Source organism: Nocardioides alkalitolerans (assembly GCA_038184435.1).
In the GTDB taxonomy this organism is placed as follows: Bacteria; Actinomycetota; Actinomycetes; order Propionibacteriales; family Nocardioidaceae; genus Nocardioides; species Nocardioides alkalitolerans_A.
Genome location: CP116227.1, coordinates 1953227 through 1979377 on the forward strand (window position 1 = coordinate 1953227; position 26151 = coordinate 1979377).

At 72.5% G+C, this 26151-nt stretch carries 27 protein-coding genes; 3 read left to right on the forward strand and 24 right to left on the reverse strand.

Features of this window, described 5'->3' with window-relative positions; genetic code table 11:
* Window positions 1-2 precede the first annotated feature (2 nt).
* Window positions 3-1505, reverse strand: coding sequence for an MFS transporter (locus PIR53_09340; GenBank protein WZH54176.1), 1503 nt, complete (start codon window positions 1503-1505; stop codon window positions 3-5).
* 207 nt (window positions 1506-1712) lie between these two features.
* On the opposite strand from PIR53_09340, the gene PIR53_09345 reads away from it, so the two are divergent.
* Window positions 1713-2114, forward strand: coding sequence for a YchJ family metal-binding protein (locus PIR53_09345; GenBank protein ID WZH54177.1), 402 nt, complete (start codon window positions 1713-1715; stop codon window positions 2112-2114).
* Window positions 2115-2123: 9 nt separating this feature from the next.
* On the opposite strand, the gene PIR53_09350 is transcribed toward PIR53_09345, so the two are convergent.
* The 5 genes from PIR53_09350 to PIR53_09370 are packed head-to-tail and all read right to left on the reverse strand — an operon-like array spanning window position 2124 to window position 6679.
* Window positions 2124-2756 (reverse strand): IMPACT family protein, encoded by a 633-nt coding sequence (locus tag PIR53_09350; GenBank protein ID WZH54178.1) that lies wholly within the window; start codon window positions 2754-2756, stop codon window positions 2124-2126.
* Window positions 2753-3796 (reverse strand): YihY/virulence factor BrkB family protein, encoded by a 1044-nt coding sequence (locus PIR53_09355; protein ID WZH54179.1) that lies wholly within the window; start codon window positions 3794-3796, stop codon window positions 2753-2755. Before PIR53_09355 ends, PIR53_09350 begins: the two co-directional genes overlap by 4 nt.
* Window positions 3797-3825: 29 nt before the next feature.
* The gene (locus PIR53_09360; GenBank protein WZH54180.1) at window positions 3826-4614 is read right to left on the reverse strand and encodes a TSUP family transporter; all 789 of its coding nucleotides are present in this window, start codon (window positions 4612-4614) and stop codon (window positions 3826-3828) included.
* Entirely contained in the window at window positions 4611-5270 is a 660-nt protein-coding gene (locus PIR53_09365) for a response regulator transcription factor (GenBank protein ID WZH54181.1), read from the reverse strand. The genes PIR53_09360 and PIR53_09365 overlap by 4 nt, the downstream gene beginning before the upstream one ends.
* On the reverse strand, window positions 5270-6679 hold the full coding sequence (locus PIR53_09370) for a cystathionine beta-synthase (GenBank protein WZH54182.1): 1410 nt from the start codon (window positions 6677-6679) through the stop codon (window positions 5270-5272). Before PIR53_09370 ends, PIR53_09365 begins: the two co-directional genes overlap by 1 nt.
* A 39-nt stretch (window positions 6680-6718) precedes the next feature.
* Here PIR53_09370 and PIR53_09375 point away from each other — a divergent pair, with 39 nt between their 5' ends.
* A complete protein-coding gene (locus PIR53_09375; protein ID WZH54183.1) occupies window positions 6719-7762 on the forward strand; it encodes an SGNH/GDSL hydrolase family protein in 1044 nt (347 codons plus the stop codon).
* A 498-nt stretch (window positions 7763-8260) separates the two neighbouring features.
* Here PIR53_09375 and PIR53_09380 read toward each other — a convergent pair whose 3' ends face one another.
* From PIR53_09380 to PIR53_09400, 5 genes are all read right to left on the reverse strand, one after another.
* Complete coding sequence (locus tag PIR53_09380; protein ID WZH54184.1) at window positions 8261-9127, reverse strand: Bax inhibitor-1/YccA family protein; 867 nt, start codon at window positions 9125-9127, stop codon at window positions 8261-8263.
* 87 nt (window positions 9128-9214) lie between these two features.
* A complete protein-coding gene (locus PIR53_09385; protein ID WZH54185.1) occupies window positions 9215-11731 on the reverse strand; it encodes an FHA domain-containing protein in 2517 nt (838 codons plus the stop codon).
* 151 nt (window positions 11732-11882) lie between these two features.
* A complete protein-coding gene (locus PIR53_09390) occupies window positions 11883-12734 on the reverse strand; it encodes an HAD family hydrolase (protein ID WZH54186.1) in 852 nt (283 codons plus the stop codon).
* Window positions 12731-15295, reverse strand: a complete 2565-nt coding sequence (locus PIR53_09395; GenBank protein ID WZH54187.1) for a phosphoribosyltransferase — start codon at window positions 15293-15295, stop codon at window positions 12731-12733. Before PIR53_09395 ends, PIR53_09390 begins: the two co-directional genes overlap by 4 nt.
* Window positions 15292-16449 (reverse strand): HpcH/HpaI aldolase/citrate lyase family protein, encoded by a 1158-nt coding sequence (locus PIR53_09400; protein ID WZH54188.1) that lies wholly within the window; start codon window positions 16447-16449, stop codon window positions 15292-15294. The genes PIR53_09395 and PIR53_09400 overlap by 4 nt, the downstream gene beginning before the upstream one ends.
* A 131-nt stretch (window positions 16450-16580) precedes the next feature.
* On the opposite strand from PIR53_09400, the gene PIR53_09405 reads away from it, so the two are divergent.
* A complete protein-coding gene (locus tag PIR53_09405; protein WZH54189.1) occupies window positions 16581-17156 on the forward strand; it encodes a tellurium resistance TerZ family protein in 576 nt (191 codons plus the stop codon).
* A 20-nt stretch (window positions 17157-17176) separates the two neighbouring features.
* Here PIR53_09405 and PIR53_09410 read toward each other — a convergent pair whose 3' ends face one another.
* The 13 genes from PIR53_09410 to PIR53_09470 form a co-directional block, all read right to left on the reverse strand.
* Entirely contained in the window at window positions 17177-18421 is a 1245-nt protein-coding gene (locus PIR53_09410; GenBank protein WZH54190.1) for a hypothetical protein, read from the reverse strand.
* A gap of 43 nt (window positions 18422-18464) precedes the next feature.
* Window positions 18465-19046: a TerD family protein gene (locus tag PIR53_09415; protein ID WZH54191.1), complete on the reverse strand. Its 582-nt coding sequence runs from the start codon at window positions 19044-19046 to the stop codon at window positions 18465-18467.
* A gap of 67 nt (window positions 19047-19113) precedes the next feature.
* Window positions 19114-20253 (reverse strand): DUF475 domain-containing protein, encoded by a 1140-nt coding sequence (locus PIR53_09420; GenBank protein ID WZH54192.1) that lies wholly within the window; start codon window positions 20251-20253, stop codon window positions 19114-19116.
* 63 nt (window positions 20254-20316) lie between these two features.
* Entirely contained in the window at window positions 20317-21135 is an 819-nt protein-coding gene (gene map, locus PIR53_09425; GenBank protein ID WZH54193.1) for a type I methionyl aminopeptidase, read from the reverse strand.
* A 19-nt stretch (window positions 21136-21154) separates the two neighbouring features.
* Window positions 21155-21727 (reverse strand): adenylate kinase, encoded by a 573-nt coding sequence (locus PIR53_09430; GenBank protein WZH54194.1) that lies wholly within the window; start codon window positions 21725-21727, stop codon window positions 21155-21157.
* Window positions 21727-23025: a preprotein translocase subunit SecY gene (secY, locus tag PIR53_09435; GenBank protein WZH54195.1), complete on the reverse strand. Its 1299-nt coding sequence runs from the start codon at window positions 23023-23025 to the stop codon at window positions 21727-21729. Before secY ends, PIR53_09430 begins: the two co-directional genes overlap by 1 nt.
* Window positions 23026-23193: 168 nt before the next feature.
* Window positions 23194-23640: a 50S ribosomal protein L15 gene (gene rplO / locus PIR53_09440; protein ID WZH54196.1), complete on the reverse strand. Its 447-nt coding sequence runs from the start codon at window positions 23638-23640 to the stop codon at window positions 23194-23196.
* A gap of 1 nt (window position 23641) precedes the next feature.
* Window positions 23642-23824 carry a 50S ribosomal protein L30 gene (gene rpmD, locus PIR53_09445; GenBank protein WZH54197.1) on the reverse strand — a complete coding sequence of 61 codons (183 nt, stop codon included), beginning with the start codon at window positions 23822-23824 and terminating at the stop codon, window positions 23642-23644.
* On the reverse strand, window positions 23824-24447 hold the full coding sequence (rpsE, locus tag PIR53_09450) for a 30S ribosomal protein S5 (protein WZH54198.1): 624 nt from the start codon (window positions 24445-24447) through the stop codon (window positions 23824-23826). The genes rpmD and rpsE overlap by 1 nt, the downstream gene beginning before the upstream one ends.
* A 37-nt stretch (window positions 24448-24484) precedes the next feature.
* On the reverse strand, window positions 24485-24868 hold the full coding sequence (rplR, locus tag PIR53_09455) for a 50S ribosomal protein L18 (GenBank protein WZH54199.1): 384 nt from the start codon (window positions 24866-24868) through the stop codon (window positions 24485-24487).
* A gap of 2 nt (window positions 24869-24870) precedes the next feature.
* Window positions 24871-25410 (reverse strand): 50S ribosomal protein L6, encoded by a 540-nt coding sequence (rplF, locus tag PIR53_09460; protein WZH54200.1) that lies wholly within the window; start codon window positions 25408-25410, stop codon window positions 24871-24873.
* Window positions 25411-25438: 28 nt separating this feature from the next.
* The gene (gene rpsH / locus PIR53_09465) at window positions 25439-25861 is read right to left on the reverse strand and encodes a 30S ribosomal protein S8 (GenBank protein WZH54201.1); all 423 of its coding nucleotides are present in this window, start codon (window positions 25859-25861) and stop codon (window positions 25439-25441) included.
* 104 nt (window positions 25862-25965) lie between these two features.
* Complete coding sequence (locus tag PIR53_09470; GenBank protein WZH54202.1) at window positions 25966-26151, reverse strand: type Z 30S ribosomal protein S14; 186 nt, start codon at window positions 26149-26151, stop codon at window positions 25966-25968.

The following is a 26151-nucleotide window of genomic DNA, read 5'->3' on the forward strand; positions in this document are numbered from 1 at the left end:
GTTCACACGCTAGACCCGGAGGCAAGCACCCGCGACGGCGCGACCGTGCGCCGCGACACCGGCACCGTGCGCGGCGTCGGCGCCGCCGGGCCCCGGGTGTCGGGGATCGCGCACGCCGCGACGGCCGCGAGCACCATGCCGCCGGCGATGAGGGCGAACCCGATCACGTAGCCGCTCTCCTCCGGGAGACCGCCCAGGCCGACGTGGGCGGTGACGACGCCCGCCATGACGGCCGAGCCGATCGAGCCGCCGATGGTGCGGATGTTGGCGTTCATGCCCGAGGCGACGCCGGTCTGGGACGCCGGCACCGAGGCGATGACGACGCCCGCCAGGGAGCCGAAGACGAGACCGTTGCCCACGCCCTGGAGGCTCGTGGCCGCGACGATCTGCCAGACCGCGTCGTGCCAGAGCGCGATCGAGGCGAAGGCGACGGCGGTCATGAGCGTGCCGCTGACGATGACGACGCGCGCCCCGACGCGCTTGACGAGCGGTGCGGTGACGAAGCCGATGAGGAAGCTCGCGATCGCCGACGGCACCAGAATCTGCCCGGACTCCGCGATGCTCGCCCCGAACCCGTAGCCCGCCGCCTCCGGCGTCTGCAGGAACTGGGGCAGGAAGCCGAAGCTGGAGAACATGCCGAAGCCGACGAACCCGCCCACGAGGTTGGTCGTCCAGATGCCGCGGCGGCGCATCATCTGCATGTCGATCATCGGCACGCGGGCGCGGTTCTCGACCGCGATCCAGCCGGCGGCCAGCACCACCGAGCCGGTGAGGAGCGCGAGCACGATCGGCGAGCCCCAGCCCCACTCGTTGCCGCGGCTGATGCCGAGCAGGAGGGCGACGAGCCACGACGCCAGCAGCACGGCGGGCATGAGCGGGAGCCGCGAGCGGTCGGCGACGGGCGACTCGGGCACGAAGAGCGCGGTCGCGACGGCGGCGAGACCGGTGGCGATCATCGGGAACCAGAACAGCCAGTGGTAGCTGAGCCCCTCGACGATCGGCCCCGCGACGACGATGCCCACCGCGAAGCCGACGGAGGCGAGCGCCGCGATGATGCTGAGCGCGCTGGCCCGGTGCCGCTCGGGGAACTCGTCGCGGATGATGCCGAAGGCCAGCGGGAGCACGCCACCGCCGGCGCCCTGCAGCACGCGCGCGAGGATCAGCACCCAGATGTTGCCGGCGAGCGCGGCGACGAGGGAACCCAGGGTCAGGGCCAGCATGGTGACGACCAGCATCTTCTGCTTGCCGACCACGTCGCCGACGCGCCCGAGCAGCGGCGTGCAGATCGAGGCCGAGAGCAGGTAGGCCGTCAGCACCCACGTCGCCGTGGACATGTCGGTGTCCATCTCGTCGGCGATGAGGCCGAGCACCGGCACCACCATCGACTGCAGCAGCGTGAACGAGGAGACCGCCACCGTCAGCACCGTGAACGTCACCGCCCAGTGCCCACGAACCGTCCTCCGCTGCTGCTCCGCCACCACGTCCTGGTCCTGCCCTTCGTCCACGCCACAGTTGGTTGCTCTCGACAACCGTTGCCGTGGGCAACGATATTCCCCCGCACCAGCGCGGGACCACCACAGCGAGGTGACGGTCGACACCCGTCCCTGCGCCGTGTGACGCGGTGTCCGGGTCACCGTGCACGTGGTCTACCCCTTCCACAGTGACCCGGACACCGCGTTACAGCTCGGGAGGACCCCCGCTACCGTCGGCCCGTGCAGCTCGAGCGCCCCTGTCCCTGCGGCCTCCCCGCGACCTACGACGCGTGCTGCGGCCGCCTCCACCGCGGCGCCGCACCCGCGACCACGGCCGAGGAGCTGATGCGGTCGCGCTACGCGGCGTACGCGGTCGGAGGCCGGACCGGCGCCGACCACCTGTTCCGCACCTGGCACCCGCGGACCCGCCCCGACGACACGACACCCGACCCCGACCTCACGTGGACGGGCCTGACCGTCGAGGCCATCGAGGCCGGCGGCGCCGACGACACGACCGGCGTCGTCGTGTTCACGGCCCGCTTCGCCGACCGGGACGGCCGCGCCGGGCAGCTGCACGAGCGCAGCCGGTTCACGCGACGCGCGGGCCGCTGGGTGTACGTCGACGGCGACGTCGACGACTGAACCTCCTGCTCAGGCGTCGACCCAGGCCTCGCCGACGACGACGGGCCGCGCCGCACCACCCGTCAACGCCGCGACGGTCGCCGTGAGCCCGGCGACCTCCGCGGGCGGTACGGCGAGGCGCAGCGTCACCTCCGCGCCGTACTCGGCGCCGCGCACCCCGACGCCCCGTGCGCGCAGCTCGCTCTCGACGCGGCCGGCGTCGGCGTGGTCCACGTCGACGGCCACCTCCGCCACCCGCGCCCGTGGGCGCAGGCCGACGGCGTCGAGCCCCGCCCGGGTCGCGTCGCCGTAGGCGCGGACCAGACCGCCGGCCCCCAGCAGGACGCCGCCGAACCAGCGCGTCACGACGACCACGACGTCCGCCACCTCGCGACCGCGGAGCACCTCGAGCATCGGGGCGCCGGCGGTGCCCGACGGCTCGCCGTCGTCGCTGGAGCGCTGCACGGCGCCCGGGCCGCCCCACGGGCCGAGCGCGAAGGCGGAGCAGTGGTGCCGCGCGTCCCAGTGGCGGCGGCGCAGCTCCTCGACCACGGCGCGCGCCGCGGTCTCGTCCTCGACGCGACGCACGGTCGCGAGGAACCGCGAGCGCCGCACCTCGATCTCGGCCGCGCCGTCGGCGGCCGGCACGAGGTACCGGGTCACCGCTCCCCCGTCTCCCCCGGCAGCTCCTCGGCGCGCAGGGTCGTCATCGCGACGGTGTCCGCGTCGTCGCGCTCGACCGGCTTGAAGACGACGGTGACCTCCTCGAACCCCTTGTGGCGCTGTGCCCGCGCGTAGGCCGTGTAGGCCCGCTTGTCGGCGTCGGTCAGGTCGACGTCGTCGGTGAACGGGGTGAGCAGCGCGCGGGGGTAGAGCCGGCGGGCCAGCACGACGTTGACCTCGATCGCGAGCACCACGACGATCGAGGCCACGTAGATGAGGCCCATCAGCCCGAGCACCAACCCGAAGGTCTGGTTCATCTGCGAGGTGCGACCCAGCACGTGGGTCACGTAGGCAGCGCCGGCGTACTGCAGCCCGTGCCACGTCGCCGCGGCGAACAGCCCACCGGGCAGGGCGGCGAGGAGGCTGTGGCTCCGTGCCGCGGAGAGCCGGAAGAGCACGCTGAGCACGAGCCCGGTGGCGAGGATGGTGGCCAGGCTGATGAGCAGGCGGCCGACCAGCCCGAGGGCGCCGAACACCTCGGTGTTGTTGCCGATGACGGACACGGCCGTCACGGCGAGCACCGAGATGCCGCCGGCGGCCAGCAGCACCAGGCTCTTGAAGCGGAGCAGGAACGGGTTGGGGCGGCTGTTGCGCGGCACGGCCCAGGCGATGTTCATCGCGTTCTGCAGCGCGAGGCCGAGGCCCATCGAGCCGTAGAGCGCGGCGATCGAGCCGACCACGATGGCCGACACCGAGCCCTGGATGCCCTCCGGGCGGCCGAGCTGGTCGCCCACGATCGGGAAGTTGCTGAGCGCCGAGTTCAGCACCTCGGCCCGCAGGTCGGGCTGGTCCTGCAGCACGAAGCCGAGGATCGAGGTCGCCAGGAGCAGCAGCGGGAAGATGCCGATGAAGGCGTAGAACGAGATGATCGCGGCCAGGTAGGCGCCCTGGTCGTCGCCGTACTTGTAGATCGTCGCCAGGGGCATGGAGACGGGCGGGAAACGCCGCTGGAAGCGGTCGATACCCCCCACGATGCTCACGCCGCGACCCTAGGACACCGCGCCAGCGCTCATCCCCAGAACCCCAGGACCTCGCCGCCGATGCGCACGACGAAGCCGCTGACGATGACGACGAAGAAGACGCGCACGAAGCCGGCGCCCCTGCTCACCGCGGTGCGCGCGCCGAGGTAGCTCCCGACGATGTTGGCCGCACCGACGGCCAGCCCGACGCCCCACAGCACCGCGCCCTGCGGGATGAAGACGACGAGCGCCGCGATGTTGGTCGCCCAGTTCGCGAGACGGGCGTTCGCCGAGGCGGTGAGGAAGTCGTAGCCCACGAGACCGACGAGGGCCAGCACGAAGAACGAGCCCGTGCCGGGGCCGAGCGCGCCGTCGTAGAAGCCCACCAGCAGGCCCACGAGGACGGCCGCGACGAGGTGGCCGCGACGCTCCCACCGCAGCCGCGTCTCCGCGCCCAGGTCCGGGCGGAGGAGCACGTAGGCACCCACGCCGACGAGCACCACCAGGATGATCGGCTGGAAGGCCTCGCGCGGGATGAAGGACGCGACGGCCGCGCCCCCCATCGACCCCAGGAACGCCATGAGCATGAGCGGCCCGAACGTCGCCGGGTCGGGCCGCACCCGCCGGAAGTACGTCGTCGCGCTGACCGTGACCCCGAGCGCGGACGCCAGCTTGTTGGTCGCCAGCACCTGCACGGGCGTGGCGCCGGGCAGCGCCAGCAGCAGGCTCGGCAGCTGCACGAGCCCGCCGCCACCGACCACCGCGTCGACGTAGCCGGCCGCGAACCCGGCGACGACCAGCAGGGCGAGGACCTGACCGGAGACGCCGAGATCGATCACCGGCCGCGCACGCGGCGGTGCAGCACGTCGGGCGAGAAGCCCTTGTCGAGCGCCCAGAGCACCGCCTGGCTGCGACGGTTGACGTCCGCCTTGCGGTAGGCGTGGCGGAGGTAGGTCTTCACCGAGTTGATGCTCACGTGGAGCAGCTCGGCGATCTCCTGGTTGCTGTGGCCGACCGCGAGCAGGGCCATCACCTCCGACTCCCGCTCGGTGAGGCCCTCGGCACGACCGGGCCAGTCGCGCACCGCCTCTCCCGACCGCACGCTGTCGACCGCCGCCGGCGCCGCGTGCCCGGGATCCGGGGCGTCACCGCGGTGGATCGCCTCGAGGGCCGCCACGAGCCGCGCGGCGGACAGCGTCTTCGACAGGCACGCCACGGCGCCCCAGTCGAGCGCGCGCTGCCAGACGTCGGCCTCGCTCTCCCACGTGTAGGCCACCACCGGGACGCCGGCCGGGGCCACGTCCTCGACCTTCACGTTGTCCATCGACTGCGCGAAGGTGTCGAACAGGACGAGGTCGGCGTGGTCGCTCACCGGGATGTTGGCGGCGATCTCGACGACGCGCACCTGCGCGGCGTACGGCGCGAGCATGCGCGTCAGCCCGGCGACCACGACCTCGTAGTCGTTGACGAGCGCGAGCCGCAGCGGGCCGCGCATCAGGCACCCGCCAGCTGGGCCAGGAGGTCCTGCCGCGTGACGACACCGACGGGCTTGCCGTCCTCGTGCACGAGCAGGGCGTCCGCACCCTCGAGCAGGGTCACGGCGTCGCTCGCCGCGGCCGAGGAGCCGATCGTGGGGAGGGCCGGCGACATGTGGTCCTCCACGCGGTCGGTGAGGCGCGCACGACCCGTGAAGAGGGCGTCGAGCAGATCGCGCTCGGAGACCGAGCCGGCCACCTCGGCCGCCACCACGGGCGGCTCGGCGCGCACGACGGGCATCTGGCTCACGCCGTACTCCTGCAGGATGTGGACCGCCTCGGCGATCGTCTCGCTGGGGTGCGTGTGCACCAGGTCGGGCAGCTGTCCGCTCTTGCCGCGCAGCACGTCCCCCACGGTGCGGTCGGAGCTGGGGGCGAGGAAGCCGTACTGGCCGAGCCACTCGTCGTTGAACACCTTCGTGAGGTACCCACGACCCGAGTCCGGTAGCAGCACGACGATGATGGCGTCGCGCCCCTCCGGCGTCCCCTCCAGCTCGGCGGCCACCTGGGCGGCCGCGAAGGCGGCCATGCCGCTGGAGCCGCCGACGAGCAGCGCCTCCTCGCGGGCCATGCGACGGGTGAAGGCGAACGAGTCGGCGTCGGAGACCTCGATGACGCGGTCGGCGACGGAGCGGTCGTAGGTCTCGGGCCAGAAGTCCTCGCCCACGCCCTCGACCAGGTACGGCCGTCCCGTGCCCCCCGAGTAGACCGAGCCGGCCGGGTCGGCGCCGATGACCTGGACGTCCCGGCCCCCACGTTCGGCGGAGCGCTCCTTGAGGTAGCGGCCGACGCCGCTGATCGTGCCGCCCGTGCCCATGCCGGTCACGAAGTGGGTGATCCGCCCCTCGGTCTGCCGCCAGATCTCGGGGCCGGTGGTCTCGTAGTGCGAGCGCGGGTTGTGCTGGTTGGCGTACTGGTTCGGCTTCCAGGCGCCCGGCTGGGAGGAGAGGCGGTCGGACACGTTGTAGTAGGAGTCCGGGTGTTCCGGCGCGACCGCGGTGGGGCAGACGACGACCTCCGCGCCGTACGCCCGCAGCACGTTCCGCTTGTCCTCGCTCACCTTGTCGGGGCAGACGAAGACGCACTTGTAGCCGCGCTGCTGGGCGACCATCGCCAGCCCGACGCCGGTGTTGCCGGACGTCGGCTCCACGATGGTGCCGCCGGGCTGCAGCTCCCCCGACGCCTCCGCGGCGTCGATCATCCGGGTCGCGATGCGGTCCTTCACGGACCCGCCGGGGTTGAGGTACTCGACCTTCGCGAGCACCACCGGGCCCTCGCCCGGGACCGCCGGCGGGCGGTCGAGCACTCGGGAGAGCTGCACCAACGGGGTGTCGCCCACGAGATCGAGGACAGAGGTCACGAACTCCATGGGTGCAATCTACTGTCGCCGGGTCCGTAGAGTGGCGGGGTGGGGAAAGCAGCAGCAGCCAGGAAGCTCGCGGCCGCCGCTGCCTACGGGGGCGGTGGGCTCTCCGTGGTGGGCGCGGGACTCTACGGACTCCTGCGCGCCGAGGCGACGATCGCGCGCAAGACCATCGGGGAGCCGCGGCAGGATCCCCCTCCCGACGCGACCGGTTGGTACGGCCGCGGACGCCCCGGCCCCGCCTTCAAGGTGGTGCTGCTGGGCGACTCGCTCGCGGCCGGGTACGGCGTGGAGCGGGTCGAGCAGACCCCCGGCGCCCTGCTGGCCTCGGGCCTGGCCCACCACGCCGACCGCCGGGTCTACCTGCGCAAGCTCGCCGTCGTCGGCGCGCAGTCGAGCGGGCTCGCGCCCCAGGTGGACCGCGCCCTGCCCATCGAGCCGGACGTCGCGATCATCGTCATCGGCGGCAACGACGTGACCCACACGGTCAAGCCGTCCGACTCCGTGCAGCACCTCGCCGAGGCCGTGCGCCGGTTCCGGGCCGCCGGCTGCGAGGTGGTCGTCGGCACCTGCCCCGACCTCGGCACCATCAAGCCGATCCCCCCGCCGCTCAAGCAGATCGCCCGGTCCTGGTCGCGCCGCCTCGCAGCCGCCCAGACGGTCGCCACCGTCGAGGAGGAGGGTCGCTCCGTGTCGCTGGGCTCCGTGCTCGGTCCGGAGTTCGCCTCGGCCCCGGCGCTCCTGTTCGGCCCGGACCAGTTCCACCCGTCGGCCGACGGCTACCAGCAGATGGCGGCGCTCATGCTGCCCTCGCTGCTCGCCAGCCTCGGCCAGGAGCCCGACGACGAGCGCCTGCCCGAGGCCTTCCGCGGCGAGCGCGTGCTGCCGATCGCGCAGGCCGCGATCGAGGCCGTCCGCACGCCCGGCACCGAGCTGGGCGGCACGGAGGTCGCGGGCAACCGCCGTGGCACCCGCGGGCGCTGGGTCGAGCTGCGCCACCGCCGCCGCCGGGCCGACGGCCCGTCCGACGGGCCCGACGAGCGCGAGCACGACCCCGTGCCGGTGGACGGGCAGGCGGCCGGCGCCTAGCGCTCGGGGTGGTCGGCTCGCCTCCGGCCGGCTGTCCGGCCGGCTGTCCGGCCGGCTCTCGAGCCGGTGAGAGGAAAACGCGGACCCGACGGGCCCGGCCTCGGCGTGTCGTGGCCTCGGAGTCCGCGCGTTCTTTCCCCCGAGCGGAGCGCGCCGCCCGCCGGACGTCATGCGCCGCGGTCGCCCGGGGCGCCGGACCGCATGACGTCGCGGGTACGGCGGCGGTCCACCAGCGCCGTACCCCAGCCCGGAGCTGGGCCGACGGCCCCGGGGCCGCGGTCCCCCGATGTTCGGCTGGGGAAGGTCCCGCGCGATCCGGGCCGCACCAGCCGCACAGTTCCGGCGCCCCCGCTGCACCACCCGCCGGACGTCATGCGTAACGGTCGCCCCGGGCGCCGGACCGCATGACGTCCCCGGGGCACGACGAGCGAACCGCCCCCGCACGCGACGACGGCGCCGACCCCGCGGGGTCGACGCCGTCGTGGTGCTGCGGGTGGGTCAGTCCTGGCTGAAGATCGCCAGGAGGCGGAGCAGGTTGGTGTAGATCCAGACCAGGCTCACCGTCATGGCGAACGCCGCACGCCACGACTCGCGCTCGTCGATGCCGAAGCGGATGCCCTGCTCGACGTAGTCGAAGTCGAGGATCAGCATGAAGACACCGAGCACGAGGCCGGCGACGGCGAACAGGATGCCGAGGCCACCGAAGCCGAAGAGGCCGAGCTGCGCGCCGAAGGCGGAGAGCAGCAGCTCCATCAGGCCGAGGCCGAGCATGCCGAACATGGCCGCGACGACGAACTTGCGGAACTTGTCGCCGACCTGGATGTTCAGCACCTTGTAGGCCGCCAGCGTGCCGGCGAAGGCTGCGAACGTGCCGATCACGGCGCCGGTGACGACGCCGCCACCCGCGAAGCTGTCGAACACCTTGCTGATCGCACCCATCGCGACGCCCTCGGCGACCGCGAAGACGAGGACCAGCGCGGGGCTGACCGTGCGCTTGAACGAGTTGACCAGCGACAGGCCGAACGCCGCGATGCCGCCGACGAAGGCGAGCATCATCGCGCGGGAGGCGCCGACGTTGGTCGCCACGTCCCCGATCACGATCCAGGTCGCGAGGGCGCTGAGGATGACCACGCCGAGCGTGATCGCGGCGCTCTGCACGACCGAGTCGATGGTCATGCGGCGCGTGGGCGTCGAACCAGGGCCCGTGGCGCGGGACATGTCCCACGTCGACGGGTCACCGTTGCCGTACTGCCCCTGGCCGTAGCCGTAGCCGGCACCGCCGGCGTAGGTCTGCTGTCCGTGGGCGTTGGCGGCCGACCCGTTGAACTCGGCCGAACGCCTGAACACCGGGTTGTTGCTCTGCATGGGGAGTCACTCCTTCATAGGGGCTCGTGCCTTCATCAACGCACGAGTCGTCTCCGACGTTCCCGAGAACGCCGGACGGTCAGGTCCTCAGCCGCCCGCCTTCGCGCTGCGGCGCACGCTCAGGTAGCCGAGGAGGACGAAGACGGCGGTGAGGCCGCCCAGGACGAACAGGTCGAGCACCCACTGGTCGACGTCGCCGGCCCAGAGCGCGTCACGCGACTCACCGTCGAGCAGGGTGCCCTCGGTCGTCTCCTTGGCGCGGTTGAGGTCGACGGTGGAGGCCGCCGCGGCGTACCCCCACCGGGCGGGCGCGAGCCACGACAGCTGCTCGAGGACGGCGCGACCGTTGACCGCGATGATCGCCCCGGAGAACACCAGCTGCGTCATGACGACGCCGATCACGGCGGGCATGCCCTGCTCGGAGCTCGACAGCAGTCCGGAGATGGCGAGACCGAGGATGGCCACCGAGGCGCACGTCATGCCGACGGCGATGGCGATCTCGAACCACCCCAGGCCGACCACACCGCCGCCGTCGGGGCCGGGGAGCCCCACCGTGCCGACGAACGCGGTGATGACGCCCTGCCCGAAGCAGAGCACGCCGTAGACGCTCACCTTGCTGAGGAGGTACGTGCCGGGCGAGAGCCCGACGGCGTACTCCCGTTGGAAGACCGCCTTCTCGTTGACCAGCGCCCAGATGGTCATCACCGCCCCGATGAGCGCCGCCGCCACGATGAGCACCGTCAGGCGTTGCGTCACCTCGGCCGGCACGTAGACCCCGCGGTCGGCGTCCGCCGTGGCGTCGAGGCCGAAGCCGGCGTCCCCCACCGCGAGCCGGCTCAGTGCGCCGATGATCGGCGGCGTGAGCAGCAGCATCGCGAGCAGCATCTTGTCGGAGGCGATGACCGAGAGCGTCCGCTTCACGAGGGTCGCGAACTGGCGCGCGAACGACTGCCGCGGCGGGGCCGGCAGCGGCGCGTTGGCAAGCGCCGGCATCGCCCCCGTCCCGGCCCGTCCGCCGGGCGGCGGCGGGATCCGGCGCCACAGGTCGGGCTCGTCGAGGAGGTCGAACACCTGCGGGTAGTCCGCGCAGCCGAAGTGCGGCAGCACCCCGCTCGGCGGGCCGAAGTAGGCCACCCGACCGCCGGGCGCGAGCACGAGCACGTTGTCGCAGACGTCGAGCGCGAGCACCGAGTGCGTCACCACGACGACGACGCGACCCTCGTCGGCGAGGCCGCGCAGCAGGTGCATGACGTCGCGGTCCAGGCCCGGGTCGAGGCCCGAGGTGGGCTCGTCGAGGAAGAGCAGCGGAGGCGCGGTCAGCAGCTCGGTCGCGATGGAGACGCGCTTCTTCTGCCCGCCGGAGAGCTGGGTGCCGATCCGGTTGTCGACCTGCCGCTGCAGCTGCATCTGCGCCACCACGTGGTCGACCCGCTGGGCCCGCTCCTCCTTGGTCGTGTCGGGCGGCAGCCGCAGCCGTGCCGCGTACCCGAGGCCCTGCCGCACCGTCAGCTGCGGGTGCTGGATGTCCTGCTGCGGGACGAGCCCGATCTGGTGGCGCAGCTGGTCGTAGTGGGTGTAGAGGTCGTGGCCCTGCCAGATGACGTTGCCGTACGTCGCGGGGCGGGTGCCCGTCAGGGCCCCGAGCGTCGTCGACTTGCCCGAGCCCGAGGGCCCGATGACCGCGGTCAGCGACGCGGGACCGAGCTCGATCGAGACGTTGTCGAGGAGGCGTCGGCCGCCCTTGACCACCGTCGTGAGGTTCTCGACGACGAGCGTGCGGTCGGAGGTCGAGTTGCGGGCCAGCAGGTTGTCGCCCGTGAACGTGAAGGTCTGGTTGCCGAGGATGACCTCGTCGCCGGGATGGAGCAGCACGCCGCCCTCGAGGCGCCGACCGTTGACGAACGTGCCGTTGAAGGCCCCGAGGTCGCGGAGCACGACCCCGGCCGGGGCCACCTCCACCTGGACGTGGCGGCGCGAGACCAGCGGGTCGTCGATGACGATGTCGCAGGCGTGGTTGCGGCCGATGACCAGCGGCTGCCCGTGCCGGGGACCGCGCGGGAGCAGGGGCTGGCCGTGGGCGAGCTGGCCGGGCGCCGTGCGGGCCGCGGCGCGTCCCCCGCCGGGGGCGGGCGCGTTGGCGGCCATCGTGCGGTCGGCGGGGGGCGGCGGGGGCGGACCCGGGCGCGGGGGCCCGGCGGGACCACCCGGCCGCTGCGTGACCGGGGGTCCGGTGGGCGGCCCCGCAGGCGGCCCGGACCGCGGACCGGACGGCGGTCCCTTCGGCCCGGTCGGACGCCCGCCGGGCGCCACGGGCGCCGTCATCGGCGGCGGCCCGGCGGGCCCCGGCCGGGGCGCGGCACCCGGGGCCGTCGCCACCTGCACCTGCACCGCCACGCCGCGGTTGCCGCCCACCATGACGTGGAGCGGCTCGCCGGGCGCCAACGGGATGGACGCGATGCGCTGCCCGTCGACGAGCGTGCCGTTGGTGCTGCCGAGGTCCGTCAACCACCACGAGGCACCGTCGTGGTGGAGCTCGCAGTGGTGGCGCGAGATGTCGCCGTGCGCGAGCACGAGGCTGGACGCCTGGTCCCGCCCGATCGTCACGACGGTCCCGGGAGCGAAGGAGCGGAACTCACCCCCGACCCCGAGCCGCAGGGTCGGACCACCTGGTCCAGCCGTCAACGTGACCAGTCCCCTCTGAGCGCCGGAGCCCCGACGAACCGGCTCGGGGCAGGTGGGACTGCCTCGACGCGGCTCAGGGGGCGGTGTCGGACGACACGGTAGTCCACGCCGAACCGCCGTGGGTGCGCGCACGCGCCCACCCGTCGAAGGTCGCCACGATCTCCGCCGCGGCGCGACCGCCGGCGGAGGCGGTCACGACGAGGTCCGGGGTGGTCCAGCCCTGGTCGTCGAGCTCGCCGTGCGCCGGCCGCACGGCATGGTCGGCCGCGGCCAGCATCCCGGCGTCGAGCCACGAGTCCCCCGCCGCGGCGACGGCGCCGGCGCCGACCCGTCGGGCGACCTCCGCGACGGCCGCCTCCTTCGTGAGGCCCGGCGGGATGACGTAGACCTTGCGGCCCTGCACCGACACCACCCACCCGAGGTCGCGGGCGGCGCCGTGCACCTCGTCGTACCACTCCGCCGGCGTCTCCGCCGGCTCGACCACGGCGTAGCAGAAGCGCTCCTCCGCGTCGCGCACCTTCCGCACCCACGGCTGGTCCCAGACCGGCGCGAGCCCGCGCAGCGCCTCGGCGAACGACGCGCCGTCCGCGCAGCGTCGGCGCACCTCGGCGTCCCAGTCGCCGCAGGGACGGCCGTCGACGAGCACGACGGCGCCGTTGGTGGTGACGGCGTGCTCCACCCGCACCCCGGGCAGCACGATCCGGCCGTACTGCTCCTGCGTCCGCGTCGTCACGGGCACGAACGGCACGGCGGCAGCGAGCTCGGCGAGCGCCGCGAGCGCGGCAGGGTCGATGAAGCTCGTGGGCGCGTCCGCGTAGATCTCGACGCAGACCGGGTCGGTCACCGCGCGGCCCAGCCGCATCGCGGCGGCCGAGTAGATGAGCGTCCGGTCGAGGTCGGACGCCACGAGCAGCGGGGCGCTCACGAGCCGTCCTGCTCGGTCGGCCGGATGATCCCCACACAGCTGTAGGGCAACGACGGGTCCTCCACCACCGGTACGCCGCGGTCGGCCGCCAGCAGCCGCACGTGGCGGAGGTCCTGCTCACGACCGGGCGCCACCACCACCCGCCACGGCACGCGACGGAGCAGCACGCGGGTCGTCTCGCCCACACCCGGCTTCACCAGGTTGACGCTGGGGAGCCCGAGCTCGACCTGCAGCTTCTCGGCGGACGCCCAGCCCGACCACGTCGGGGTGCGGTCCGTGCTCCGGAGCCGCTCGGCGTCGGCGACCGCCGCCTCCTCGACGTCGTCGAAGCGGGCGCTGACGGCGTCCAGGTACGCCGCGGAGACGTCCTCGTCGGCCAGCTCGGCGTAGAACTTGGCGCCGTGCAGCTGGTGCGGGCCGATCAGCTCGTCGTTGAGCACCGTGCGGGAGACGAGACCCGACACGGTGCTGTTGAGGCAGGCCGACGGGATGAGGAAGTCGTCGCGGGTGCCGTGCAGCGGCACGCACTCGCCCGGGTCGGCGAGCACCGCGAGGTCCGCGGAGAACCCGGCGCCCACGCCCGATCCCGCCGCGCCGAGGCGCAGCACGTCGTTGGCGCCGCCCTCCCCCTCGATCGCCGCGAGGAGCTCGCGGGCGATCGCGCCCTTGCCGGTCCACCCGTCCACGACGAGCACGCGGGCCGGGTCGTAGCGGTCCGCGATCCAGCGCAGCGCCACGAGGTCGATGCCCCGGTCGCGCACGATCGAGACGGCGTGGTGCGGCCAGTCCCAGCCCTGCCGCGCCGCCCAGCGGCGCATCAGGATGCCGATGGGCGTGCCCGCCCGCGCCAGCGACACGAGCACGAGGTCGTCGCGGCCGCGCTCGCGCCGGGCGAGGTCGCTCACCGTCACGACGGCCGCCGCGACGCGGTCGGCCACGGCGACGACCTGCTCGTCGTAGAGCTCGCGGTACGCCGCGTCCGGCCGGTACTCCGTCGGCAGCGACTCCGCGTAGTGCGCCTCCCCCGACTGGATGCGCCGCTCACGCTCCTCACGGTCGCCCTCGAGGCGCACGTGGGAGAGGTCCTGCAGCAGCCAGGCCACCTCGTCGGCGGCGTAGGACCCGAACTCCGGGCCGCGCAGCGGACGGGCACCGGGCGGGTCGACGGGCAGCACCACCGGGAGCACGTGCAGCGCGTGGGGTGCCAGGGCGGCGAGCATCCCGCCGGGGCCGGCGAGCGCGGCGGTCGCCGTCGGGCGGTCGAGCACGACGACGATCGCCGCCCAGTCCCGGGCGGCCACGTTGTAGGCGAAGCGGTCGGCCTCGCCGTACCCGTCCGCGTCGCGGTCGTGCGCGAGGAAGCGCACGCCCGAGCGCACCGCGTACCCGGGCACGTCCCGCACCTGGACGGGGCTGCGGGTCGTGGTGGAGAAGTACGTCGCGCGTCCGGCCCGGCGCAGCGCCTCGGCCACGGCGAGCGGTGCGTACATCAGCTCCTCGGTGCCGAGCACGAGGACGTCCCCGGCGGCTTCCACTCCCGCCGAGTCGAGGCGCTCCCCGACGCGTGCCGCCACCGCGGCAGCGGCGTCGGCGAGGGGGGCTTCGTCGGAGGGGACGAAGCCGTGACGGCCCGACGTGCGCACCCCGACCGGCCACGCGTCGCCCGGGTCGGCGCCCGGGACGAGCGCACCCGACGGGCGGGCATCGACCACGGCGTCGTGCTCCGGCTGCGACTGCGGCTGCGGCTCCGGCTCCGGGGCGACGGCGGCCTCGGGCACCCGCACCTCGCCCTCCGCCAGAGCGACGACGGAGATCCGCGCGCCGAGCTCGTCGGCGACCCGCGCGATGTGCTCGCGGTCGGCCGCGCGACGGGCGTCGACGAGCGCCGCCACGACGTACTCCGCCCGTGGCGCGTGGGCGTGCAGCGCCCGGATCGTCGCGAGCGCCGTGCGCCCGGTGCTCAGCTCGTCGTCGACGAGCACGGCGGGACCGGGGGTCGCCAGGAGCGCGGGGTCCTCCGCGAGCACGAGGTGCGTCGTGGCGTGGGAGTGCGACTCCTCGAAGCCCAGCACGCTGGGCACGCCGGGCACGACGCGCCGGGTCGAGTGCACCGACGGGAGCCGCAGGGCCCGCCCGACGAGGTGGCCCAGCGCGGTCGCGGTCTCGGCGTAGCCGAGCACGACCCCGTCGCCGGGCTCGACCGCGGCCAGTGCCGCGTCCGTCGCGGTGGCGAGACCGTCGAGGTCGGCCGCGGGCTCCTCGGCGCCGACGGCCAGCGCCGACCGCAACCGGGCGGCGACGTCGGCGCTGCCGTCCGCCTCGAGGCGACTGAGGTGCTCGGCGACGCGGAGGCCGAGCAGGTGGCCGGCCGCCCGCACGAGGCGGGGGTCGGTCGGCACGTGCTTGGCCAGCACGGTCGACACGAGCAGGTGCGGCCGCTTCGGGTTCACCCGGAGGGCGAGCCCGACGAGGTCGGCGAGCGCCAGCGGCGCCCGGCCCGGCGCGTCCTCGAGCTCGATGCCGAGCCGGTCCGCGACCCAGGTGCCGTTCCAGCCGCTCACAGGCACAGTCCGGCCTCGAGCAGGTCGACGAAGGTGACGTCCTCCGCCGCGACGCCGAACGCGCGGGCGCGCAGGAGCGTCGCCTCGGCCCAGGCGAGGTGGGGGGCGGACTCGTTCATCTTGTTGCCGTACTGCGACGCGGCGACGCCGCCGCCGCGCTGCGCCCGGACGATGTCGAGCGCGTCGGTGTGGTCCTCGCGGGTCACGACGCTCAGCGCGTGCACCGCGGCCACGTGGGTGGGGTGGATGACGGTCTTGCCGAGCATCCCGTTGGCGTGGTCGAGCGCGACCTCGCGGATGAGGCCGTCGAGACCGCGTCGGATCAGCCGACGGCGGAGGACCTGCTCGGCGGGCGCCGTGAACGGCGTCTCGCGGAGCTGGGGCTTGAACATGCGCTCACCGTTCTCGAAGTGCTCCCACACGGGGCCGGTGACGACGAACCCCGTGCCGTCGCGGCGGCCCATGACGTTGACGATGTCGCCGATGACCGAGGCGATGGGCGCGACGTCGTACACCGTGATGTCCGCCGGGCGACGCAGGCCCAGCATCGAGGACAGGTCGGTCGCCCCGATCCGGACGGCGAGGACCGGCGCCTCGTGGCTCTGCAGGAGGTCGCGCGCCGCCAGCAGGGCCTCGAGGCGCGTCTCGAGGCGGAACACCTCGGGCGACTCGATGACGGGCATGACCCACAGCCGGTGGTCGAGCCGCGCGGACGCGGCGGTGACCGCGTCGAGGTAGGGCCGCGAGGCGGCGGTGAACTTGGGCACCACGAACCCGTCGAGGTGTCGCGCGAGGTCGCCGAGGCCGTCGACGACCCGCTCCACCTGCTCGGGCTCGCGCACGCGCACGAAGACGAGGGGACGGGGCGCCCCGCTCTCGATCGACGCCGTCAGCTGGTGCACGAGGTTCTTCTCGGCGAAGGCGACGTCCGCGTCGGCGATCGCGTCCTCGAGGCAGAGCACGGAGCAGACCACGCCCCGCTCGCGCGCCTTGCGCAGGTCGACGTCGATCGCGGGACGGGTGGCCGGCGTGTAGAGCGTCGCGCCGAGCGCGACCGCGAGCAGGTCGCGGTCGGCCGAGCGGTCGAACGACTCCGGCTCGACGCTGAACAACCCCTCCCGCTGGCTCGGGTCGAGGTGGTCGAAGTGGCGCACGTGCCCTCCCTTGGGCGCAGGAGGAAACGCTCCCCGCAGCGTGCTGGGCAGGATACGGGTGCCGCGGAAACGCCCGATGACGCACGGATGTCCATCGGAGGCGTCAGGCCGCGCTCTCTACGCTCGGGGCCATGACGATCTCGTTGCAGAAGGGTCAGACGGTCTCGCTGGCGAAGCGCGGAGGGGGCACCCTGACGCGCGTCCGGATGGGTCTCGGGTGGGACGCGGTCACGAAGAAGGGCTTCTTCCGCTCCAAGCAGGCCGAGATCGACCTCGACGCCACCGCGGTCCTGTACGACGCGCGGGGCGCCGACGTCGACCAGGTCTGGTTCCAGCAGCTGCGGAGCAAGGACGGCTCCGTCGTGCACACCGGTGACAACCGCACCGGGGCGGGCGACGGCGACGACGAGTCCATCGTCGTGGAGCTCGGGCAGCTGCCCTCGCAGGTCACCACCATGGTCTTCGTCGTCAACTCGTTCACCGGGCAGGACTTCACCCAGATCGAGAACGCGTTCTGCCGGCTCGTGGACGAGACGAACGGCGAGGAGCTGGCGCGCTACGACCTGACCGGCTCGGGCACCCACACGGCCCAGATCATGGCCAAGGTGACCCGCGACGGTGCCGGCTGGTCGATGACCGCCATCGGGGCGACGGCGACCGGCCGCACGTTCCGCGACCTGCTGCCGGCGATCGCGCCCCACGTCTGAGGGTCGTCGGGCGGCGCGGCTCAGCCGGCCGCGCCCGCTCGGCTCGCCCGGAAGTCCGCCACCAGGCGGTCGACGCCCTCGTGCAGGCGGTCGATCCTCGTCAGCAGCGCCCAGTAGTCCGGGTGCGTGGCCTCGAGCAGCGCCTCGAGGGCGATGAGCTCGCGGGCGAAGGCGTCGAGACGGCCGCCCCACGGCTGCGGCGGGCCCGAGCGCAGCAGCAGCCGGGTGTCCCGCAGCACGAACCGGGCCCGGTCGAACAGCGCCCCCGGATCGCGCTTGACGTCGCGCAGCCGCTCGAGCCGGCGGCGGGGTGCGTCGACCAGGTCGGAGGCGGCCGCGACCGCGGCCTCGACCTCCTCCAGCGCGACGAGCGCGGCGGGCTGGTCGCCGGCCGCGTGCAGGGCGCGGAGCCGGTCGAGGGCGCTCCGTGCCTCCGCGACGTGGGCCTCCAGCCGCCCCTCGGCGTCCGCGATGTCCTTCCAGCTCTCGTAGGAGAACTCGCGCCGCAGCCCCGACATGAACTCCGCGGTGCGCTCCGAGCGCGTCACCACCGCGTCGATCCGGGTGGCCAGCGACGGGATGCGGTTGCCGACGGCCGCTGCGCGACGCGGCAGCTCGACGGCCAGCTCGCGGGCCTCCGCGGCGAGCCGCTCGACGACGGCCGCGGGCTCGTCCACGTCGTCGGGACCGAGGCGGTCCCCCACCTCGGCGAGCTTCCGACCGGCGACGCGGGCCCGCACGACGGCCTCGTCGGCCGCGGGGAAGGAGCCGCCGTCGGCGGTCATGGCCCGCCACGCGGCCTCGGCGGCGGCCACCGCCTCCTGGGCCTGCTCCAACCGCCGCGCGACCCGCGCCCGCACCTCGCCGACGCGCCCGAGCTCCGCGCCGTACGACGAGGTGAAGCGCTCCATGTCGTCGGCGAGCGTCCGCAGCGAGGGGACGCCGCGCTCGAAGGCCGCCGTCGCGGCGGCCACCTGGTAGGGGTCGAGGTCCTCGACGGGGTCGTGCTGGTCGAGGATGCCCAGGTACTCCAGCACCGCGGCCTGGGCCCGCTCGTCGAGGTGCCGCCAGGACGGCACCACCCCGGTCGATCGGGCGCGGTCGGGCAGGAGGGCCGCGTAGGAGGCCACCGTCTCCCCCACGTCGCGCTGGAGCTGGTCGACCCGGAAGAACTGCTCCTGCAGCTGGCCGCGGACGTCGAGCGCCCGCTCCAGCGCTCCGCCGTCCCCGCGCCGACGGCGGCGGTCGGGACGCGAGGAGCTCATGCGCTCATCGTAGGAGCCACGCCCCCGCGACGACGGAGGGGCGTCAGCTCGCGTTCACCCCGAAGTCCTGCACGATGCCGAGCAGGCCCGACGCGTAGCCCTGGCCGATGGCGCGGAACTTCCAGTCGCCGTCGCGCAGGTACAGCTCCCCGAAGACCATCGCGGTCTCGGTGCTCGCGTCCTCGGTGAGGTCGAAGCGGGCGACCTCGCTGCCGCGCACGGCGTCGACGACGCGGATGAACGCGTTCGTCACCTGCCCGAAGCTCTGGCCCCGCGCGTGCGCGTCGTGGATGGAGACCGGGAAGACGATGCGCTGCACCTCCGCCGGCACCAGGGTCAGGTCGACCTCGATGACCTCGTCGTCGCCGTCGCCCTCCCCCGTGAGGTTGTCGCCGGTGTGGTGCACGGAGCCGTCCGGGGAGGTCAGGTTGTTGTAGAAGACGAAGTGCTGGTCGCTCAGCACCTTGCCGGACCCACCGAGCAGCAGCGCCGACGCGTCGAGGTCGAAGTCCGCGCCCGTCGTCGAGCGCACGTCCCAGCCCAGCCCGATGCTCAGCTTCGTGAGCGGCGCCCCCGCAGCCTTCGCCAGCGAGACGTTGCCGCCCTTCTGCAGCGTGATCCCCACGGTGCTCGTCGCCCCTCTCCCTCGTCGACCAGGTCCGTCCACGAGCCTAGTGGGGGCGACGAAGCACTCAGACGAGGACGTCGTGCTTCTCCTCCGGGTGCAGGCGGTTCTCGCGCACGCTCCACCCGACGGCGGACAGGATGATGACGACGCCGATCAAGCCGGTGACGACCTCGGGGATCTCGACACCCATGGTGACGAAGAGCAGGATCGCCAGCGCGCCGATCGCCCAGTGGGCGCCGTGCTCGAGGTAGCGGTACTCCGACAGCGTGCCCTTGCGCACCAGGTAGACCGTGATCGACCGGACGTAGAGCGCGCCCACACCGAGACCGATCGCGATGACGATGGGATCGGTCGTGATGGCGAACGCGCCGATGACGCCGTCGAACGAGAAGCTGGCGTCGAGCACCTCGAGGTAGAGGAACATGAAGAACGCCGCCTTGCCGGTGGCCAGCACGACCTCGCCGGTGCCGACCTCGCGCTGCGGGCCCATGTCCTCGTCGTCCGCCAGGCCCGACGACCCCTCGAACGCCTCGCCCAGGCCACCGACCACGAGGTAGGTCAGCAGGCCGAGGATGCCGGCGAGCAGCACCGAGCCGAACTTGTCGTCCGGGAGCTTGTCGGGGGCGATGTTGCGGAACAGCTCGGCCACCAGCACGAGGGAGCCCAGGGCGATCGCCACGGAGACACCACCGACGGCGCTGAGCCGCTGGAAGGGCCGCTCGATCGGGCCGAGCCAGTGGTGCTCCTTCTCGTCGTCGATGAAGAAGTCGAGGAAGATCATCATGAGGAACATGCCGCCGAAGGCCGCGATGATCGGGTGGGCGTCGTGGAGGATGTGGGCGTAGGTCTCCTGCCCCTCGGGCACGTCGTTGCCCTGCATCGCCAGGTCCCAGGCGTGCACGGGATCGAGCCCGGCCGAGGCCCACACGACGATGAACGGGAACACCAGCCGCATGCCGAAGACGGCGATGAGGATGCCGACGGTGAGGAACATCTTCTGCCAGAACGGCGACATCCGGCTGAGCACCTTGGCGTTGACCACGGCGTTGTCGAAGGACAGCGACACCTCGAGCACGATGAGGATCGCGGCCACCGTCATGGCGGCCAGGGCGGCGGAAGCGCCGTCCTTCCAGCCGTAGAGGAACGCACCGGCGAGGCCGGCGACGGTGATCGCGAACGACCACCCGAAGGTCTTGAGGATCACGGGTCACGCCTTTGCTGGAGGAGCCGACGCCCGGGGGCCGTCCGCCACCCGAGCGGCGACACGCTACCTCCCGCCGTACGCGATCCCGGCATCGGCCAGCGCGGCGCGACCCCCGTCGACGGCGGTCAGCACCCAGAGACCGTCCGGCGTCGCGGTCACCGTGTGCTCGAAGTGCGCGGCGACCTGGTGGTCCCGCGTCACGACCGTCCAGTCGTCGTCGAGGGTGTCGTTCGCCTGGTCCCCCAGCGTCACCATGGGCTCGATGGCCAGCACGAGACCCTCCGTGATGCGGAGGCCGCGCCCGGGCCGCCCGAGGTTCGGTACGTCGGGAGGCTGGTGCAGCGCCGTACCGATGCCGTGGCCGGTGAAGTCCTCCACGATGCCGAAGTCGCTGCGGCCCCGGACGTGGGACTCGACCGCGTGGGAGATGTCGCCCACGCGACCCCCGAGCCGGTACGCCGCGATCCCGGCCCACAGCGCACCCTCGGTCACCTCGAGGAGCTCGCTGACGCGCGCGGGAACGTCCCCGAGGGCGACCGTGACCGCCGCGTCGCCGTGGTAGCCCTCCACGATCGCGCCGCAGTCGATGGAGACCACGTCACCCTCGCGCAGCACGCGCTCCCCCGGGATCCCGTGCACCACCTCGTCGTTCACCGACACGCAGAGCGTGCCGGGGAACCCGTGGTAGCCCAGGAACGACGGCGTGGCGCCGTGACCACGGATGTGGTCCTCGGCGATGCGGTCGAGGTCGCGCGTCGTCATGCCCGGCGCGACGCGCTCCGCGAGCAGCTCGAGCGTCAGGCCGACCACGAGGCCGGCCTGACGCATGAGGTCGAGCTGTTCCGGCGTCTTCAGCTCCGCACCGCGGCGCAGCAGACCCACGACGTCGGGACCCGGCGGGTCAGGCGCGGACGTCGTCGAGCTCGGCGGCGATGCGCTTCGCCACGTCGTCGACCTCGCCCATGCCGTCGACGGTGCGGAGCAGCCCGCGGTCGGCGTAGACCTTGATGAGCGGGGCCGTCTGCTCGTTGTAGACGTCCTGCCGGTGGCGGATGACGTCCTCGGTGTCATCGGTGCGGCCGTCGGTCTGCGCGCGACGCACGAGGCGCTGCACGAGCTCCTCGTCGTCCACCGTCAGCACGAGCACCGCGTCGAGGGAGACACCGGCCGCCTGCAGCATGCCGTCGAGCTCGTCGACCTGGGCCAGCGTGCGCGGGTAGCCGTCGAGCAGGAACCCGTCGGTGGCGTCGGCCTCGGCGAGGCGGTCGCGCACCATGTTGTTGGTGACCGAGTCGGGCACGTAGTCGCCGGCGTCCATGTAGCGCTTCGCCTCGACCCCGAGCGGCGTGCCCTGCGAGACGTTGGCCCGGAAGATGTCGCCCGTCGAGATCGCGGGGATCTCGTAGCGCGCGGCGATCCCGGCAGCCTGGGTGCCCTTGCCGGCCCCGGGGGGGCCCATGATGATGAGACGCATCAGCGGAGGAATCCTTCGTAGTTGCGCTGCTGGAGCTGGCTCTCGATCTGCTTCACCGTGTCGAGCGCGACACCCACCATGATGAGGATCGACGTGCCGCCGAACGGGAAGTTCTGGTTCGCACCGATGGCGGCGAACGCCATGAGCGGCACGAGCGAGATGAGACCGAGGTAGAGGGCTCCCGGCAGCGTGATGCGGGACAGGACGTAGGACAGGTAGTCCTCGGTCGGCTTGCCCGCCCGGATCCCGGGGATGAAGCCGCCGTACTTCTTCATGTTGTCCGCGACTTCCTTCGGGTTGAAGGTGATCGAGACGTAGAAGTACGTGAAGAAGATGATGAGCGCGAAGTAGACCGCCATGTAGAGCGGGTGGTCTCCGCGGACGAAGTGGTCGTTGATCCAGTTCACCCACCCGGAGTCGGAGCTCTGGTTGAACTGGGCGGCCATGGCCGGGAGGTAGAGCAACGAGCTGGCAAAGATGACCGGGATGATGCCGGCCTGGTTCACCTTGAGCGGGATGTAGGTCGAGCTGCCGCCGAACATGCGGCGCCCCACCATGCGGCGCGCGTACTGCACCGGGATGCGGCGCTGCGCCTGCTCGATGAAGATGACCGCCGCGACGAGCGCCAAGCCCACCACCATCACGATGGCGAAGGTGCCCCAGCCCTGCGACTGGCGGACCGCCCAGAGCGAGCCCGGGAACGTGGCGACGACCTGGCAGAAGATGAGGATCGACATGCCGTTGCCGATGCCGCGGTCGGTGATGAGCTCGCCGAGCCACATGATGACGGCCGTGCCGGCGGTCATGGTCACGACCATCACCAGGAACGTGAGCTTGCTGTCCTGGTTGTGGAGCAGCGGCTCCGTGCAGCCCTGGAGGAGCTGCTGGCTGCGCGCCAGGGCGACGATGCCGGTGGCCTGCAGGACCGCGAGCGCCAGGGTGAGGTAGCGCGTGTACTGCGTGATCTTGGCCTGGCCGGACTGGCCCTCCTTCTTGAGGGCCTCCAGCCGCGGGATCACCACCACCAGCAGCTGCAGGATGATGCTCGCCGTGATGTACGGCATGATCCCGAGCGCGAAGATGGTGAGCTGCAGGAGCGCTCCACCGGAGAAGAGGTTGATCAGGGTGTAGAGCCCGTCGTCCTCGACGCGGTTGAGGCAGGTCTGCACGTTGTCCACGTGCACACCGGGCGACGGGATCTGCGAGCCGAGCCGGAAGATCACGACGACGCCCAGGACGAAGAGCAGCTTGCGTCGCAGGTCCGGCGTCCGGAAGGCGTTGGCGAAGGCGCCGAGCACAGGGTCCTCTTTCTTCAGGGGCGGCACACGGCCGCTGGCCAGCCTCCCCCCTCAGGAGAGCCGCGGCTGAGCCTAACAGGCTGTTTGTTGCACTCAGGTTGGAGTACGACGAGAGGGCGCCGTCGGGCTCATCGCCCGACGACGCCCTCGTCGATCAGTCCTTCGTGGTCACGCACCGACGACGGTGACGCTGCCGCCGGCCGCCTCGATCTTCTCCTTGGCGGACGCCGAGACGGCGTCCGCGGAGACCTGGACCGCCACGGAGATGTCTCCCGTGCCCAGCACCTTCACGGGCTGGTTCTTGCGCACCGCACCCCGGGCGACGAGCGCCTCCTTGGAGACCTCGCCCCCCTCGGGGAACAGCTCGCCGATACGGTCGAGGTTGACGACCTGGAACTCCACCTTGAACGGGTTCTTGAAGCCCTTGAGCTTCGGGAGCCGCATGTGGATCGGCATCTGGCCACCCTCGAAGGCGACCGGAACCTGGTAGCGAGCCTTGGTGCCCTTGGTACCGCGGCCCGCGGTCTTGCCCTTCGAGCCCTCACCGCGACCCACACGGGTCTTCGCGGTCTTGGCGCCCTTGGCGGGACGCAGGTTGTGGATCTTCAGCGTCATGTCAGTCGACCTCCTCGACGGTCACGAGGTGACGGACCGCGTTGACCATCCCGCGGATCTCGGGACGGTCCTCCTTGACGACGACGTCGCCGATCCGCTTGAGACCCAGCGAGCGCAGGGTGTCGCGCTGGTTCTGCTTGCGGCCGATCCCCGACTTCTTCTGCTCGACCTTGAGGTGCGCCATCAGTCCGACACCCCCGCCGTGGCCGGCGCCTCGGCGCGGGCCTTGAGCAGTGCGGCCGGAGCGACGTCCTCGACCGGCAGGCCGCGACGAGCGGCCACCGACTCGGGCTCCTCGAGGAGGCGCAGCGCCTCCACCGTGGCGTGCACGATGTTGATCTGGTTGGACGAGCCGAGCGACTTGCTCAGCACGTCGTGGATGCCCGCGCACTCGAGCACCGCGCGCACCGGGCCGCCGGCGATGACACCGGTACCGGGGGCCGCCGGGCGCAGGAAGACGACGCCAGCCGCCTTCTCGCCCTGGACCGGGTGAGGGATCGTGCCCTGCACTCGGGGGACGCGGAAGAAGCTCTTCTTCGCCTCCTCGACGCCCTTCGCGATGGCGGCGGGCACCTCCTTGGCCTTGCCGTAGCCGACGCCGACCAGGCCGTCGCCGTCACCGACGATCACGAGGGCGGTGAAGCTGAAGCGACGACCACCCTTCACGACCTTGGCGACACGGTTGATCGCGACGACGCGCTCGATGTAGGCGGTCTTGTCGGCGCCGCCACCACGACGATCGTCGCGGCCGCGACGGTCACCGCCCTGGCGCTCGCCGCCGGCGCGTCCGCGCTGGGGTCCGCTCATGAGACTTTCCTCTTCTCTCTCTGGCTTGTCTTCGCGATCAGAAGGTCAGGCCACCCTCGCGGGCACCGTCCGCGAGGGCCGCGACGCGACCGTGGTACTTGTTGCCGGCCCGGTCGAACACGACCGAGTCGACACCGTTCGACTTCGCGCGCTCGGCGACGAGCTCGCCGACCCGCTTGGCCTTCGCCGTCTTGTCGCCGTCGAGCGAGCGGAGCTCGGTCTCGAGGGACGACGCGGAGACGAGGGTCTTGCCGACCACGTCGTCGACGACCTGCACCGAGATGTGCTTGGCGCTGCGGGTCACGACCAGACGAGGACGCTCCGCCGTGCCCGAGACGCGCTTGCGTCCGCGGGCCTGGCGACGCAGGCGCGCCTTGACGCGCGCCGCGGTGTGCTTGTTGTTGGCAAGGGAGATGGCCATCGTCACTTACCTGCCTTTCCGACCTTGCGGCGGACCTGCTCGCCCGCGTAGCGAACGCCCTTGCCCTTGTAGGGCTCGGGCTTGCGGAGCTTGCGGATCTTGGCCGCGGTCTCACCGACGAGCTGCTTGTCGATGCCCTGGACACCGAGCTTCGTCGGGCCCTCGACCGCGAACGTGATGCCCTCGGGAGCGTTGACCGTGATCGAGTGGCTGTAGCCGAGCTGGAACTCCAGCTGGGTCGGGCCCTTCGACAGGACGCGGTAACCGACGCCCACGATCTCGAGCTTCTTCTCGTAGCCCTCCGTCACACCCGTCACCATGTTGGCGACCAGCGTGCGGGTGAGGCCGTGCAGCGAGCGGCTCTCGCGCTCGTCGTTCGGGCGCTTCACCTCCAGCGTGCCGTCGGCCTTCTCGACGGTGATCGGCGCGGGAACCGTGTGGGTCAGGGTGCCCTTGGGGCCCTTGACCGTCACCAGGCTCGCGTCGATCGCGACGTCGACTCCGGACGGGACCGGGATGGGGAGCTTGCCAATGCGCGACATGCTTCGTGTCTCCTCTCTCGGTCTCTCGTCACCAGACGTAGGCGAGGACTTCCCCACCCACGCCCTTCTTGTTGGCCTGACGGTCGGTCAGGAGGCCCTGGCTCGTCGAGATGATCGCGACGCCCAGGCCACCGAGGACCTTCGGCAGGTTGGTGTGCTTGGCGTACACCCGCAGACCGGGCTTGCTGATGCGCCGGACACCGGCGATCGAGCGCTCGCGGTTGCGGCCGTACTTGAGCGTGATGCGCAGCGTCTTGCCGACGGCCGGCTCGCCGGTCTTCGGGTCGAGGTTGTCGGTCACCTCGAAGGAGGTCACGTAGCCCTCCTGCTTCAGGATGGCGGCGACGCCCTCCTTCAGCTTGCTGTACGGCATCTCGACAGCATCGTGGTACGCCTGGTTGGCGTTGCGCAGACGCGTGAGCATGTCTGCGATCGGGTCAGTCATCGTCATGGCCACAAGGCCTTTCTCCACCGTGGTTTCCCACCGCCGTCACGGCGGTGGGACCTACAGCGACTCGTGCTGGAACGGAAACGGCTGGTGCGGGAGGGGCTGGGTCACCAGCTCGACTTGGTCACGCCGGGCAGCTCGCCCCGGTGCGCCATCTCGCGCAGGCAGATGCGGCAGAGGCCGAACTTGCGGTAGACCGCCTTCGGCCGGCCGCAGCGCTGGCAGCGGGTGTAGCCACGAACCGCGAACTTCGGCTTGCGCGCGGCCTTGACCTTCAGCGACGTCTTCGCCAT

Coding starts and splice junctions, on each gene's coding strand:
- rpmD (WZH54197.1), bottom strand. CDS start 23,824: ATGGCGCACCTCAAGGTCGAGCAGAAGAAGTCGGGGATCGGCCGCAAG.
- PIR53_09470 (WZH54202.1), bottom strand. CDS start 26,151: ATGGCGAAGACGTCGCTGAAGGTCAAGGCCGCGCGCAAGCCGAAGTTC.
- PIR53_09405 (WZH54189.1), top strand. CDS start 16,581: ATGACGATCTCGTTGCAGAAGGGTCAGACGGTCTCGCTGGCGAAGCGC.
- rplO (WZH54196.1), bottom strand. CDS start 23,640: ATGACGCTGAAGATCCACAACCTGCGTCCCGCCAAGGGCGCCAAGACC.
- PIR53_09365 (WZH54181.1), bottom strand. CDS start 5,270: ATGCGCGGCCCGCTGCGGCTCGCGCTCGTCAACGACTACGAGGTCGTG.
- PIR53_09380 (WZH54184.1), bottom strand. CDS start 9,127: ATGCAGAGCAACAACCCGGTGTTCAGGCGTTCGGCCGAGTTCAACGGG.
- rpsE (WZH54198.1), bottom strand. CDS start 24,447: ATGAGCGGACCCCAGCGCGGACGCGCCGGCGGCGAGCGCCAGGGCGGT.
- PIR53_09430 (WZH54194.1), bottom strand. CDS start 21,727: ATGCGTCTCATCATCATGGGCCCCCCCGGGGCCGGCAAGGGCACCCAG.
- PIR53_09410 (WZH54190.1), bottom strand. CDS start 18,421: ATGAGCTCCTCGCGTCCCGACCGCCGCCGTCGGCGCGGGGACGGCGGA.
- rplR (WZH54199.1), bottom strand. CDS start 24,868: ATGGCCATCTCCCTTGCCAACAACAAGCACACCGCGGCGCGCGTCAAG.
- rpsH (WZH54201.1), bottom strand. CDS start 25,861: ATGACGATGACTGACCCGATCGCAGACATGCTCACGCGTCTGCGCAAC.
- PIR53_09370 (WZH54182.1), bottom strand. CDS start 6,679: ATGGAGTTCGTGACCTCTGTCCTCGATCTCGTGGGCGACACCCCGTTG.
- rplF (WZH54200.1), bottom strand. CDS start 25,410: ATGTCGCGCATTGGCAAGCTCCCCATCCCGGTCCCGTCCGGAGTCGAC.